General features: G+C 35.8%; 19 protein-coding genes. 5 read left to right on the top strand and 14 right to left on the bottom strand.

Annotated elements, in window-relative coordinates:
- Nucleotides 1-75: 75 nt before the first annotated feature.
- Nucleotides 76-915, top strand: a complete 840-nt coding sequence (locus tag ACH0CI_RS06425; protein WP_406901065.1) for a C40 family peptidase — start codon at nucleotides 76-78, stop codon at nucleotides 913-915.
- A 56-nt stretch (nucleotides 916-971) separates the two neighbouring features.
- Here ACH0CI_RS06425 and ACH0CI_RS06420 read toward each other — a convergent pair whose 3' ends face one another.
- Nucleotides 972-1,643, bottom strand: coding sequence for an MOSC domain-containing protein (locus tag ACH0CI_RS06420; RefSeq protein ID WP_182030850.1), 672 nt, complete (start codon nucleotides 1,641-1,643; stop codon nucleotides 972-974).
- 54 nt (nucleotides 1,644-1,697) lie between these two features.
- Nucleotides 1,698-1,904 carry a hypothetical protein gene (locus ACH0CI_RS06415; RefSeq protein ID WP_335707440.1) on the bottom strand — a complete coding sequence of 69 codons (207 nt, stop codon included), beginning with the start codon at nucleotides 1,902-1,904 and terminating at the stop codon, nucleotides 1,698-1,700.
- 467 nt (nucleotides 1,905-2,371) lie between these two features.
- On the opposite strand from ACH0CI_RS06415, the gene ACH0CI_RS06410 reads away from it, so the two are divergent.
- A complete protein-coding gene (locus tag ACH0CI_RS06410; protein ID WP_025750788.1) occupies nucleotides 2,372-3,547 on the top strand; it encodes a NupC/NupG family nucleoside CNT transporter in 1,176 nt (391 codons plus the stop codon).
- Between the two features lie 52 nt (nucleotides 3,548-3,599).
- On the opposite strand, the gene ACH0CI_RS06405 is transcribed toward ACH0CI_RS06410, so the two are convergent.
- The 3 genes from ACH0CI_RS06405 to ACH0CI_RS06395 form a co-directional block, all read right to left on the bottom strand.
- Nucleotides 3,600-3,920, bottom strand: coding sequence for a hypothetical protein (locus ACH0CI_RS06405; protein ID WP_335708268.1), 321 nt, complete (start codon nucleotides 3,918-3,920; stop codon nucleotides 3,600-3,602).
- An 80-nt stretch (nucleotides 3,921-4,000) separates the two neighbouring features.
- Nucleotides 4,001-4,849, bottom strand: a complete 849-nt coding sequence (locus ACH0CI_RS06400; protein WP_406901375.1) for a sialate O-acetylesterase — start codon at nucleotides 4,847-4,849, stop codon at nucleotides 4,001-4,003.
- 91 nt (nucleotides 4,850-4,940) lie between these two features.
- Nucleotides 4,941-5,168, bottom strand: a complete 228-nt coding sequence (locus ACH0CI_RS06395) for a hypothetical protein (RefSeq protein ID WP_335708267.1) — start codon at nucleotides 5,166-5,168, stop codon at nucleotides 4,941-4,943.
- Nucleotides 5,169-5,604: 436 nt separating this feature from the next.
- Here ACH0CI_RS06395 and ACH0CI_RS06390 point away from each other — a divergent pair, with 436 nt between their 5' ends.
- On the top strand, nucleotides 5,605-5,793 hold the full coding sequence (locus tag ACH0CI_RS06390; RefSeq protein WP_014458940.1) for a hypothetical protein: 189 nt from the start codon (nucleotides 5,605-5,607) through the stop codon (nucleotides 5,791-5,793).
- A 263-nt stretch (nucleotides 5,794-6,056) separates the two neighbouring features.
- On the opposite strand, the gene ACH0CI_RS06385 is transcribed toward ACH0CI_RS06390, so the two are convergent.
- From ACH0CI_RS06385 to ACH0CI_RS06350, 8 genes are all read right to left on the bottom strand, one after another.
- Nucleotides 6,057-6,542 (bottom strand): tetratricopeptide repeat protein, encoded by a 486-nt coding sequence (locus ACH0CI_RS06385; protein ID WP_275210945.1) that lies wholly within the window; start codon nucleotides 6,540-6,542, stop codon nucleotides 6,057-6,059.
- Nucleotides 6,543-6,665: 123 nt separating this feature from the next.
- Nucleotides 6,666-6,959, bottom strand: coding sequence for an RNA polymerase alpha subunit C-terminal domain-containing protein (locus tag ACH0CI_RS06380; protein WP_406901063.1), 294 nt, complete (start codon nucleotides 6,957-6,959; stop codon nucleotides 6,666-6,668).
- Nucleotides 6,960-7,121: 162 nt separating this feature from the next.
- Nucleotides 7,122-7,829: a DNA alkylation repair protein gene (locus ACH0CI_RS06375; protein ID WP_406901062.1), complete on the bottom strand. Its 708-nt coding sequence runs from the start codon at nucleotides 7,827-7,829 to the stop codon at nucleotides 7,122-7,124.
- Nucleotides 7,830-7,869: 40 nt separating this feature from the next.
- Entirely contained in the window at nucleotides 7,870-8,241 is a 372-nt protein-coding gene (locus ACH0CI_RS06370) for an iron chaperone (protein ID WP_406901060.1), read from the bottom strand.
- 142 nt (nucleotides 8,242-8,383) lie between these two features.
- A complete protein-coding gene (locus ACH0CI_RS06365) occupies nucleotides 8,384-8,977 on the bottom strand; it encodes a YdeI/OmpD-associated family protein (protein ID WP_406901059.1) in 594 nt (197 codons plus the stop codon).
- A 328-nt stretch (nucleotides 8,978-9,305) separates the two neighbouring features.
- Entirely contained in the window at nucleotides 9,306-9,809 is a 504-nt protein-coding gene (locus ACH0CI_RS06360; protein ID WP_335708261.1) for a MepB family protein, read from the bottom strand.
- A 199-nt stretch (nucleotides 9,810-10,008) separates the two neighbouring features.
- Complete coding sequence (locus tag ACH0CI_RS06355) at nucleotides 10,009-10,470, bottom strand: hypothetical protein (protein ID WP_406901058.1); 462 nt, start codon at nucleotides 10,468-10,470, stop codon at nucleotides 10,009-10,011.
- Between the two features lie 185 nt (nucleotides 10,471-10,655).
- Entirely contained in the window at nucleotides 10,656-10,961 is a 306-nt protein-coding gene (locus ACH0CI_RS06350; RefSeq protein ID WP_335708259.1) for a hypothetical protein, read from the bottom strand.
- 718 nt (nucleotides 10,962-11,679) lie between these two features.
- On the opposite strand from ACH0CI_RS06350, the gene ACH0CI_RS06345 reads away from it, so the two are divergent.
- Together ACH0CI_RS06345 and ACH0CI_RS06340 are read left to right on the top strand one after the other, a co-directional pair.
- Nucleotides 11,680-12,333: a M23 family metallopeptidase gene (locus ACH0CI_RS06345; protein ID WP_406901057.1), complete on the top strand. Its 654-nt coding sequence runs from the start codon at nucleotides 11,680-11,682 to the stop codon at nucleotides 12,331-12,333.
- A 123-nt stretch (nucleotides 12,334-12,456) separates the two neighbouring features.
- The gene (locus ACH0CI_RS06340) at nucleotides 12,457-12,657 is read left to right on the top strand and encodes a cold-inducible protein YdjO-related protein (RefSeq protein WP_033580116.1); all 201 of its coding nucleotides are present in this window, start codon (nucleotides 12,457-12,459) and stop codon (nucleotides 12,655-12,657) included.
- Nucleotides 12,658-12,888: 231 nt separating this feature from the next.
- Here ACH0CI_RS06340 and ACH0CI_RS06335 read toward each other — a convergent pair whose 3' ends face one another.
- Entirely contained in the window at nucleotides 12,889-13,089 is a 201-nt protein-coding gene (locus ACH0CI_RS06335) for a cold-shock protein (protein ID WP_033580115.1), read from the bottom strand.
- Between the last annotated feature and the right edge of the window lie 587 nt (nucleotides 13,090-13,676).

Genomic DNA, 13,676 nt, shown 5'->3' with positions numbered 1-13,676 from the left:
GATGTTTACTTTTCCTGTCAGGATTGATAGACTCACAGTTGTGAATAAAACAAGTTATGGAAAGGGAGAAAGAACATGCTAAAGAAAGCAAATCGTACAGTTATGAATATGGGGTTAGCAGCATTACTTGTTCCCGCTGCCCTAACATTTAGCACAACTTCAGCAAGTGCAAATGACGGAGGCGCTGCACCAGCACCCGTACAAGAAAAGGTAACGCCAAGCGTACCTCAACAACAAGCAACTACTACTACTAATCAAAAAGTCATCGTAAACGTGAGTGCGTTAAATATTCGTCAAGGAGCTAGCTTTTCATCTCCAGTTGTTGGAACTGCAACACAAGGCCAAGAGTTTGCTATTTTAAAAGAAGCAAACGGCTTAGTTGAAATTGCACCAAACAAATGGATTTCAAAAAGCTCAAGCTACGTAACAATTGCATCAGGTAAACCAAGCGCAAGCCAAGTAAAAGGTGTAAGCACATCAACTCCTTCTACTTCTACAGCATCTACATCAGCAGCAAAAGAAACTAGTACACCAGCACCTGCTCCAACAACAAGCACGGCTTCTGGAAGCACAGTAAATGTTGCACGTAGTTTAGTAGGATCACCTTACCAATGGGCAGGAAACACACCAAGCGGATTTGACTGCTCAGGCTTTATCGCATACGTGTTCAACCATAGCGGTCACAGCATTTCACGTACAAGCGTAGCTAACTACTGGAACATGGCGACAAAAATTTCGTCTCCACAACCAGGCGATCTAGTATTCTTCCAAAACACATACACAAGCGGCCCATCTCACATGGGAATCTACATCGGAAACGGCCAAATGATTCATGCTGGTTCACACGGTGTAGCTGTAGCTGACCTAGATGTTTCTTACTATCAAAATCATTTCTTAGGATACGGACGCTTCTAAGAAAAAATGCCCTCCAATCGTTAGATACGTTCTAACGATTGGAGGGCATTTACTTTTTATCGCTGCGCGACAGAAAGCGCCTTTTCAATCCGCGTTTGAAATTTATTTTTCCAGTCTTCCGCAAGCTCAGCCACTTCTAAAGCCCGCTGCATTCCTTCTACATCTTTTGAATGATGGAAATATAAATCAAGCGTGAACCACACGGATACTTGGTCCGGATGAGCTTGAATTAATTTCACTTCCGCATCTTTCGTAATCGTACCTTCTTTCAGCACCCGGCAAAGATAGCCGGTATAGCTTGTCTCAATCATTCGTTTTAAAATCCCTTTAACGCCCGTTCTCTTTGTAATCGTGTCACATGGGTTTCGCCCTTGCGTCACTTGAATAACGGCGTCTCCCACTTGATAAACGTCTCCAATGCATACGTCTTTTTCAACCATGCCCGCTAAGACAAGATTTTCTCCAAACGCAGACATCGGCAGCTCCGTGTCAAACTCTTCGTTCCATTTTTTATAGTGCTCATACGGATACACGCACACCGCACGATCGGGTCCGCCGTGATACCTTAAGTCCGCTACGCCGTCGCCTTGAAACCCTTCTTTTGCTAAAAACGTTTCGTCTACTTGCTTTTTGCAGATGCCTGTACGCATTTCTTTGTCAGGGCCGTATGCCATTTGTTCAGGCATACCGGTCGCTAAATGAATCAGCTTTCTCTCGGGTGTTGTCATTATGTTTACACCTCTTTTATCATTTTTACTAGTTTACCACACTTATAGAGCATTTTATTTACTTGTTAGCTCTCTCAGCGGCTTCCACTTAAGTCCTAATGTATAATTAATAGCGGTAGCTGCGACAAATCCAAGCAGCACTCCTGAAACGGTCGGCATAAATACAGACGGAAACACCGCTACGCACGCTAGTGTTACCACAAAATTTCCAGTGTACGACCATTTTGGATGCTTTGAAAAAAAGGTTTGAATCGTATTCATTGTTAACTCCTTTGTACTTTTGCTTTGTCATTCTTCATGAATATTCTACCATTAAAAAGGAAATATTTCTCTCAAACGACGTATTATAAGTGATTTTGTCTCTTTTTTACTTCTCATGCTGTAATTCCAAGAACCGGAAGTATCATAAATTTTTAAAAATATTTCACAATTATATTAAAAATATCTTCATTTCCCCTTTTTCTTTTGTTCAAAATGATTTAAGATAGTAGAGGCTGTCGAAATATAAGTTATTATGTCAGTTCTGCATGTTTTTTTACATATTAGCACATAGTAAATATTATTTTACAATTACGTCATTTTTTATAATGGCCTAAAAAATTTTGCCCATTTTTAACAGAATTGGCGTAGAAGTTCCGTTTTTGTATAAAATAGAGGCCGATTTGCATAGTCATTTCTATGCACGTCCCTCTTTTATAAATATAGGATACATGTAAGGAGAAAAGTAAATGTCAATTTTAATGGGAATTATCGGGATTGTAATTATCTTAGCAGTTGCATTCCTCATGTCAAACGACAGGAAACTTATCAACTATAAAGGCATCGCAGTTATGCTTGTCATCCAGCTTGCTATCTCTGCTTTTATGATGAATACATCGATTGGTCGCAAGGTGCTTGACTTTATCACAAGTGTATTTACAAAGATCTTATCATTTGGTAACGATGGAATTTCGTTCGTGTTTGGAGATCTTGCAGGAAAAGGCATTTTCTTTATCCAAACGTTAGTTATGATTGTATTCGTTTCAGCATTATTAAGCATTTTAAACTACTCTCGTATTTTACCCTTTGGGATCAAATATATTGGAGGACTTGTTTCAAAAATTACCGGACTTCCCCAAATTGAAAGCTTCACAGCCGTGAACGCGATGATCTTTGGTGATACAACGGCGCTAATTGCGGTGAAAAACCACATCGGAGGTTTAACACCAAACCGTTTATTTATCGTCACAACAACATCTTTAGTATCCGTTTCTTGTTCAATTCTAGGCGCATACATGCAGATGATTCCGGCGGAATACGTATTAATTGCCCTTCCGCTAAACGTATTCTCTGGTTTAATTGTTTCTTCTATCGTTGCACCTGTAAAAGTAGAAGATGAAAACGAAGTCGATATTAAAGCACCTGCTAAGCAAGGCACGCTGTTTGAAGCAATCGGTGACGGAGCACTAGACGGCGGACGCGTTGCGTTAATCGTAGCAGCAATGCTTGTAACGTATGTTGGTCTTTTAGCATTAGTGAACTACGTATTAAACGGCGTAATTGGATTAACGGTTCAAGACATTTTAGGCTATATCTTCTACCCAATTGCCTTTATCATGGGTATCCCGGCAGATGAACTAATGAGAGCCGGCGGCGTAATGGGAACAAAAGTAGTAGCAAACGAATTCGTTGCCATGCTTGACTTCCAAAAAATGATGCCTCACCTTTCTGAAAAAACGGTCGGTATCGTATCAGCTTACTTAATCTCATTTGCAAACTTCAGCTCAATTGGTATCGTTCTTGGTACGATCCAAGCAATCAACGGCGAACAAGCTTCACGCGTTGCAAAGTTCGGATTGAAGATGCTGCTAGTAGCGACAATGGGATCGATTTTAACAGGTATTATGGTTGGATTGTTTATTTAATGGAAAAGCACTCACTGTTGGTGAGTGCTTTTTTAGCATTTTCTATCTGTTTTTAATCCATATCTACAATAGAAGTAACGCGGTAGTTATCATTGTAGCTGACGTTTACTAAGTATTGCTTAGAGTTATCTTCTTTCACCTTCCCCGTTACCTCTATATAATCAAAACCATGGTCCGCAAAATCTGCTTTTTCCACCACTAAGTCTTTATGTCTTTTTTCTTTAAAATATGTAACGGCTGCCTGCTCCGCCTTATGGAACATTTGATCATTTTGTTTTTGCTCCATTTGTTTTTCTTTAGAATGGTTCATGTACATTCCTGCGCCTACGACTAGGAGTATAAGAGCTGCATAAAAAATGAGAGCTTTTTTCATTACTTTTCTCCTTCTTTAGCAATACTGCAAGCTTTCTGTTGGGTTTATCCTGTAATCTGCCTCAACCTTTTAATTCTGCTTTACTTACTTTCATTAATAGTAGAGACATTAATAGAAAACTCTTCAAAACTTAATTGTCCCAAGGCAAACTTCATACTTTCAACAAATATACGTTCATTTTTAGTTAGTTCACGCTTTGCTTCCTTTTCAATCCATTCATGCTCACTGTCCAAAACATCTAACACATGCTTTTGTTTTGAAAAAGCCTCATAGTATCTTAATCCAAACTTTCTTTGGGAAACGGCGTCAATATGAATGCCATCTGGATTTGCTGTTAAGCCTTTTGATGTTACAAAATAACAATTTTTTTCAGCATGGGCAACTTTAGATAATATCTGGTTTATTTGTTTATATTCTACAGCGCTTTTTCCAAATCCGACTTCTCCAAGGTAATGTCCCAACTCACCGATAACAATCGGGATATCTGGTGCATTCAATTCTTCTCTCAAGTGTTTAAATAATGAAAGCAATTTATCTTCATACGTCTTATAACGTTCTCCGTAACTGTCGCTTTCTCCTTGATGCCATAGAATTCCCACTAACTCACTTGTTTCCATTGCGAATTTCGCTTCAGAAATCGCGTGTCTGGTTAATAGCCCGTCAATTGTCCACTCATCAATTGAGCTTCCTCTCTCGGCACATGGTATTAACCCAATGGACTCGCCCGGATGATCCTCTGTCCAAGCTTGAGCAAAAGAAGGTGCTGGCCCAACGCCAGATATGTGACGATCAAAATTAAGTGGTTCTGCCATCGTTTGCCATCTACCGTTTCGTAACATATGTATATGCTCATTATAAATCGGCGGTACATCCTCAATAAATCCTCTGCCTGCCATATTTGATTGTCCAATTAATAAGATAGATTTCATAGAAATACCTTCTTTCTCTTCCATGTTGATCACGTTTTTTAAATTTGCTCGTGCTTATACTTATAGAATTAGTTACACTTTGATATATAGCTTAATTAATGGCTTCAAGAGCTTGTTTCAAATAATCCATTTCAGAGGTTATCTCATCTATTTTTTGGTTTAACTGACTTACTTTATTAAGAGTATTCTGTGCGTCCAATAAATTAATTTCTAACATCAAACGGCTTGCTTCACTCTCAAGTTCCAATCTCTTTGCAAATAATACCTCATGCTTTTTTATAATTTCTGATTTTAGATTCTTACTATTGGTTTCTTTCATACTTCTACCTCACTAACTTGTAATAACAGTATTTTATTGAGCTGTAAATTCCCCTATATAATTTAATAATTACCTACAGGGCGGTTTATATAGCATGGTTAAAATCCCCTTTTCCACTTTCCTCCGATGGTGTTCATAAGTTCTTGCTGTTGACATTCAGATACATACTGAGCGCTCAAAAGCTTCTCTAACTGTTAAAAACAAATACACCATTCCAAAATAAGGGAAAATTGAAATCATTTTGTTTTTTTTGCAGGAAAAAAAAGCAAAGTATATAAAGATAACAGTATGCATCAAAAAGTGTTGAGAATATTTTATGATTATTTTCTATCAGCACGATATCCATAATTTGAGAAAAGAGCTTATATCAGTCCGTGTCTTAAGTATGCCTATTATATAGAATGGGTTACTTAGTAAATAAGGGAAGGTGATTTATATGTTAGGGGAAGAAGATTTAAAAGTAAATTGTATATCAGCTGCTATAGGTTTACTCATCCAACATAATATCATCACTCACCAGGAACTGGACAAACTAACTAAAACAAATTATCACGTTTTTTATCATTTTCTCATGGATAAGCTAATTGAAGAAGAGTTTAGTAAGGATAGGGTTGTACAAACATAAGTGCTTCAACAAAGAAAGAAGCGCAAGATCCAAAGCAGGAATCTCCTATTTCAAATGTAATTCGTATAGGGCTCCTTACATATTAGACATATATAATATGTAAGGGCTTTCTTACCCAACAAAGCCTCCTATAGTTTAAATGTATTTCTTCACAGTCTATCATTTTAAAAGTCATTTTATCAAAGGAAGCCTGCCAATATTGTTACAAAAAAGTCCTCTCCTCGTTTCAGGAAAAGAACGTATATTTCAGTGAATTTTATAAGCTACTTCCAAGTCTGATCTAGTTTATCTGAATAGAAATGTAAGGCTTTTTTATAACTTAGTATTTCATTGTCATTTGTCGTACTTATTAAGCATTTCAGTAACAGTTCCATCGCTTTGCTATGTTCTTTTAAATTGTATAAGGTCATGGAATAAAACACTTTAATTACATGATTATCTGGGAATAATTCTATTCCTTTTAAAAATGTCTCTTTTGACTTTTCATACTCCCCCAAGGCTCTATATGTGCTGCCCAATCCTAATACTGCACCTTCCATATCTTTAGGAGGTAATCCTATCTTTATGGCATTTTCGTAAAAGGGCACTGCCTTTTCTTCTTCTCCTAATACGTCAAAGCTCCAAGCACATTGATAGTTATATAAAGCATTGTCTGGACATTCCTTAACTAATTCACCTAGCAATTCGTTAGATTCTTTGTGATTTCCATTCTTTCGTAACGCTAATGCTTTATCTAGTTTGTTATTCATCACTTAAATCTCCAACCCTTCTTTTTCCCCCTATTTATCTCTTAACATCCTTGCATATCCAGAAATTCAGCGTATGTGTACACTTTATCCCAATCTATTTCTTGTTTTAACTATCCTTAATATTTAATTTTTAAAGGCTAACCCATTGGTCTGCAAAGCTGCTCTAAGTTTAGGTAAAGAAGCCGGACCCATACCATGAAATTGTAATATCTCTTTTTCACTAAATGTTGATAGCTGCTGCAAAGAAGTTATCCCGTTGTTTTCCAATACTCGTCTTGCTGGTGCTGATAGCATGGAAAGAAATCCGTTGTCGGGTTTGCGTTCTTGCTCACAAGTTGGGCAGGTCGGACAGCTACTGCTTTTATAATATTTGTGTCCTTTATGACAGATTCTTAGATTTCCCTTTTGGATTTTCATTTTTATTCTCTCCTTTTCACAAGAGTTTTTTAGCTTTTATCCCCTGCCACTTCTTCAATGGATGATTTATGGAGAAACAAAACATCATGCGTATAGTAAGCTAACTATTATTAAATGCTTGTTAGTCTCGTTTCAGATAGTGTAGCTACATTACAAATCATGCTAACACCTTACATGTTTGCGTTTGAAACCAATCCGTCCTCTATCTATATCCTTTTGAATGTTTTCGGAAGCAAGAAGAATACTACTTTTTTTCTTATCCTTCTTAACTTCGACTGGACCTACTGTCTTTGCAGTTTCAAGGGCCTTTTCATGAAGTGGCAAATATGAAACACCGACTGTATAGATAAAATTATTCATAGCCGATTTCGTTCGATCTGGAGAATCGTGAATCGTATTTTCCACTTGATTAAGCATATCGGCAATCTTGCTTATGCTAAATTCATCGTCAGGACGATTACCCAAAAGCCAGCAGTAGCAACTCCAACCTGCTGACATTTTCAATTCTTCATCGCTTGCCACCCATCTATCAGCAACAACTTGCGCAAAATCGGTTTCTGACAAAGTGACTGCAACTACATAATCGGATAGCATGTAAAAATACGCTTTATCGATCCAACGCTCAAAATCCTCCGCAGTCATCTCTGTTGGGTCTGCAATGATACCAGCAAAATACATAGCGTCATAATTGCTAGACGCATAAAGTTGCTCGGCCAAAGCCTGATTTTTCTTGATTTTCTTTGCAATCGGCTTCATTTTTCCTGTTGCCACTCCAAAAAGTGGATCGTGTGCACCATTGTTTATGTAAGTCTTTTTAATTCGTTCCGTACCAAGCGCTTCAAGTTCTTTCATAACCATTTCAAAGTCCACCGTTCTGTACCCTCCTTCTTCTCCGTTCATAATCTGCTTTTTATTTACGCCAAAAAGTTGAACAGTCTTTCTTATCTAACATATTAAACTCGATTATTTTTTTTAGTAATTCATAGTTTACCGGCTCAGTCCATAGAATTCGAAACAGGCCTTTGGTAGCACTGTATCCAGCCTGAGCGATGTCATGATTAAAGTGCGCCATCCCTGTTTCTTCAGGTGAAACGCTCAAATGATGTTTCGCTGAAGAAAAACCAACGATAAGTGTTCCATGATCAGTAAACATTGGCGTATTCCATTTAATTTGTGGTTCCAAATTCGGGAAAGTATTAGCAACCCAAGCCAAAACCTCCTCTGTTCGGTCACGGTGGTCAGGGCTATCTATACGCGCTAAATATTCTGCAAAAACTTCCATAGCATTTTCTCCTAGAATAAAAAATTTTTTAATCTACTCTACTTTTATACAAATGGAACATCAGTCAGTTCACTTCACCTTATTTCATTTTTAACTCAAATACATTAACAACTTATATTCGCCATGTTTTAAATAAAATGTACTAATCATTTAATCCTTTTCCATTAAGAATGTTTGGAATGCATTTTTCAACCCTTGATTCTCGAGTCTTAGATTGTTTGGCCGCAGAAAAATGAAGAATATATGCTCTTTGCCGTCCTGGAGTCAATGCAGTAAAAGCCGTTTTTAAAGCAGGTATTTCATCAAATTTGTGTTGTAGCTCATCAGGAATAATGAGTTCTTCAGGCTTTTTAGTTTTGACTTTTACTCCGGCTTTTTCCACCTCAATGGCCTCATAAATATACGCTTTTAAGATGGCTTCCTTTTCAACTATTTGTTGCACATTGGTAAACCGAATTTGCCGCGCCCCTTGTACATTCTCCGTTTGTTGGATTAAAACACCATGAGAATCTCGTAACAGAGCACCTTTAGGAAACAGCAGCGCACAGTATTCTTTAAATCCATGCATTAAAACAATGTTTTTTTCCTCAAACGTGTAACAAGGATTCATCCATTTAAAATCTTCGGTCAGCTCACAGTCAAGAACAATCTTTCTCAACGTCTGATATTCTTCTTTCCACTTTTTAGCTTTAGTTAAAAATTCATCAACCTTAGGATTCATTTTGCTATTTGTCATCAAAGAACACTCCTATTCAATTTTTTAATCTGTGGCTCTCGCAATGAGACAGTCAGCCGTCAATTCATTTAATGGTGTTACTATTCTTCAAATGTAGGAAATGCCCTTCTTCTATTGACTTGATAGTTGTTAAAATTATAAACATTTTAAGCATGTTTGCTCACTATACAAAGCGAACGTCGATTGGTTCACTTAACCGTATGTGATCCATGAAGGTAAATAAATTACCAAGAGAATCAACAAACTGAATGAATCCTGTCTCTGTTACGCATTGACCCTCCTTATATGCACTTGTTAATTCGTATGTAAGGCTTCAATCGTTACCCCTCTAGGAGTATAGCTTTAATAATTTTGAGCGGGGCAAATTGTTCGCATCATTTATCTCAACAAAATATTCTAATTGCCATTTCTGTGTTTCAATAGCTTGTTTGCTAGTTGGTTTATCCCATATCGGGTACACTCTAATTGCCATCTTGCCTTTTGTGGTAGCCGTTTTAAGAATTTTTTGCTTTAAAAGAACTTCTTTTGGAAAAATGAATTGTCCAAATCTATTTGTACTAGTGAAGGTATTAATAACCAGTAAATCGGTAGCTTTTCCATCCGAAAAGGCCTGGTTTTTATGAGTCGCATCTTTTTCCCAAAAGGATACAAACTGTCCTACCTTATTAGGTGTAGTTTTCGCCACCCTAAATCGTACAGATTTTGAATTTAACTGAAAGATACCAGCGCCATAATCTGAATTCTGAGCTTCTTCTCGAATAGCTTTTATAGCGAAGTGATTGGGTTTATAAAAGTTCTCATTTACATAGGTTAACGCCTCATAAAATTCCATTGTTTTTACCCCTTATGTTTATAACTCTCTTCAATTAATAATACGTGGTTTGTATTTCTTCCCTCGAAATCGCGTCTGAATATCTTAAATATTCCAAAATGTTATAGCAAAGCTATTCTCTTCTTATAACACCCCTTGATTCCTTAAGCATTGCTACCCTCTTAACATAGTTAATGTGCTACATATTAACCTCATTTTTTCACTTTGGTTCGTGATCTCTTTTTATTACTGAAATACTTGGAGGTTCAGTCGAAACCACATCAATTATATGGTTTAAAGTATGTATTCCATAGTGTTTAAACGGGCCAGGGTGTATATCGTCAGCTACGGTACCAATTTCGATAAAATCTAGATATCTGGACTTTGAATAAACTGCAAAAGCGCTTCCTTTATACATTTCATACTCATCTATTACAGTAAAACTTTCGTTTCTAACAGAGTATGCAATGTACCAATCAAATGTAAGTCGAATTATAGGGAGTGCGTAATCCACATCAATAGAGGCATACGAAGAAGAAGTGCTTTCTCCTGTTATCTCTTCAGCTGCATTTCCATTAACTTTGCAACGTTCAATATCCACTATTAACGCGTTATCCTCAGGTTCAAATATAGAGTTTAAATAAATACAGCCTTGATATTGAAGCAGTTTAGAGTAATTCATAAAACCCTCCTTTTTTAAACTAAAGTATCGAGTGAGTTCAATAACAAGTAAAAAAGCGTTCATTCTTGGATTACACATCTATTCAAAAACCTTTAACTTTAAACTAACAGGCAAAAAAATGACGCATTATTGGTTCGCGGCAAGATTGTCTAAACTTTAGAAAAATATAGGCAGGAAGTTAGGATTTATTTTATCTTGAATATGGTCTTTCTATGATCCTGCTTTATACGTTTCAAGCGCAACTCTATTTTTCTATCTAACATTTTATGTGCGGTTTGGAAAGTTACACATATGAACAGTAAGATAATAGCAATAATTATAGCGTCTGACACTTGAAAGCAAAAACATAATATTGCTAAAAGAAAAGATATAGTACAAGTAAAGTTGATTATCCATTTTTTATTTCTATGGGCTTGAAGACTTTTTTCAAGCAGCTGCTTTTGTCCTTCTTCCCTTTTTATATCTTCTGAATTATTGAGTGTAGAGTTCAATGTTATTTCTCCTTAGAAACTAATTTTATATAATTTTTATCTTGGTTATCTTTTCCCTTTAAGATGATAGTATAATTGGATGTTCTTAAAGAGAAAGCCAAATTTAATTAATCGTTTTGGCAAGCGCATAGGCTTCTTTCGCGCTGATTATAATATCCTCCAACAATCTCATTTTCTCCTCTTCTCCAACATTTATATTTAATATAGAGAAACAAAACAAAGCAAGGAATGCCTTCATGTCGGTACATATAATGACTCTGTTTGATAGCTACTCATACTAGATTCAAAGAACCTACAAAAAAAGAACATTCGTTCTCTATATTATATAGGAACAAACGTTCTTTTTTCAATAAAAACTCTAAAGTTTTCCAAATTATTTCTATGAATAACGTCGAATCTATAATAAAGAATATTTCAATTGTTGGACATTGTTCTATAGGCACTATTAATAAACATTATATAATTGTAGAAAAAATTAGTTAAACAACAACTCATGTTTTATAAAACATGAGTTGTTTGATTCTAGCACAATAATTGTATCTATTAGAAAAAATATATATTCAGAACATTGATTTTCTTTAATCATAGTTAAACCATGGTCACTACATGAATACATAGCTGTATATAGATTGTATCTTTAATGTAAAATATTATTTTTTGGTAAATTTGGATTTTTTATTACATTTATATGATAATATAGACAAAAAAGGAGGGTAATATGAAAAAAATACTTAGTTTAGTTACATTATTTGTTTTTTCTATGGGAATAGCTTTACCAACGTTTGCAGAGGCGGCTTCGCAAAAGTTAATTCAACCAATTAATAATGCACGAATTACAGCCGGATACCTCAATACTAAATACCAACAAAAGTTTGGCTTCAAACATTACGGTTGGGATTTAGTCTCAGCAACAAGTGATCGTACAGTTTGGGCAAGTGGTAAAGGGAAAGTTTTAGCCACTGGATATGATGGGGTTCTAGGTAATACGATTATAGTAAAATATCCTCAAGCATACATTCATAGTACAAAAGCGACCAAAGACATTGTAATTCGTTATAATCACCTTGCATCAATAAAAGTAGCAAAAGGTCAAAGCGTCACAAAAGATACGGCTTTAGGTGTTTACGGAAACACAGGAAAGTATTCTACAGGAGCACACTTACATTTTGAAATCGATACAGATACTGTAAACTATCAATACTCTCCAACTTTAGGTTCAAGTTCTAACATTATCAAAGCAGGTACAGCTAGCACTGTGCTTTCACCCAAAAGTGTCTTATACACTAAGAACTCCGCACCAGATAATCAGCAAATTTGGATTTTAGGTGATGGCTATCAATCATCGACTGAAGATAATTTACCTATTTTCTAATAGAGGTTCGTTTTTAGACTGTCTTATTTGAGACAGTTTTTTTGTGTCCAAGTTATTGACTCAAGTCTAGTATGTATGCTCTCTTTATAAGGTATACTTCTAAAGAGAGGAGCAGTGATTAATATGCATTATAGTAAAAGAAATCAAGAACCTCCGATTCAAGAGGAAACAGAAATTTGGGAATGTACAGTAGAAGAGTGTAAAGGCTGGATGAGGAAAGACTTCTCTTACGATAGTCATCAGAAATGTCCTTTGTGTAAAAGTCAGATGGAAGCTAAAAAACGGCTTATTGATAAAATCCCCCGTAATCCGCATAAAAAATAATATAAACCTATGCTTTCTAAAAGATTAAACACTATTTATCCATAAAGAAGTCTTGGTTCCTATTTGCTTTCTATTTCTGTTGTATGTTATAACTAGTTAACCTTGTACCAATCGTCTTGTCTAAAACCCAGGCTTTTTCAAAGCCTGGGTTTTCTATTGAACCAATAGTATGCTAATTATGACACCATAAAAAAAGACCCCTTCACAGGAGTCTTTTTTTATCACTTTTAATTATGCTTTGTGAACGTTAGCAGCTTGTGCTCCGCGTTGACCTTGCTCGATATCAAAAGTAACTTTTTGACCTTCTTCTAATGATTTGAAACCTTCACCTTGAATAGCACTGAAATGAACGAATACATCTTCTCCGCCTTCAACTTCGATGAAACCGAAACCTTTGTCTGCATTAAACCATTTTACTGTACCTTGTGTCATAATGTTGCCTCCTGCTGTGGAATACTCCACAAATGTATTACTAATCTTGCCCAAACATACTATTTCAAGATAAAAACTTCTACTTAGGGTTTTTTCTTTTCTCAATATACCGAACAAAAATAAGTTATCTGTAGTGTAACATATAGTAGAGTTGATAGCAAACAAGAAAAATATCCCCTTCAACAAGTTCTAGCTATTCATCTTTCCCCTACCAAGACTTATGGTAGGCATATGTAGCATAGCTTATAAATGCTCGAGCATATTGAATATGTATATATATCTCCATTTATTATAGCTATTCATGATAATTCACTATTTAATCTTTCTTATAAATAAAGGATATATGTAATCCAAAAAACACCTGTTAACTTTACTGAATTATAAAGAGGCTATTGGGATATTCTAATTAGGGAAGAAGGAAAACAAGTTATTGATTACAACTAATCATTACAAAGCTTCTTACATTTGGGATGAGGTGTCTACAGCAGGCATATTTCAGAAAACCTTATTGTAAATCGATGTATGTTTGATTCATAAGGGGATGGTAGTCATGAACGTAGTAAGAATATATATAATGGGTAGACAAT

The sequence above is a fragment of the Priestia sp. 179-F W1.4 NHS genome (genome assembly GCF_045369295.1).
Classification (GTDB): domain Bacteria; phylum Bacillota; class Bacilli; order Bacillales; family Bacillaceae_H; genus Priestia; species Priestia zanthoxyli.
Note: the sequence above shows the minus strand (reverse complement) of the source record. Positions and strands in the feature narration are given on the sequence as shown.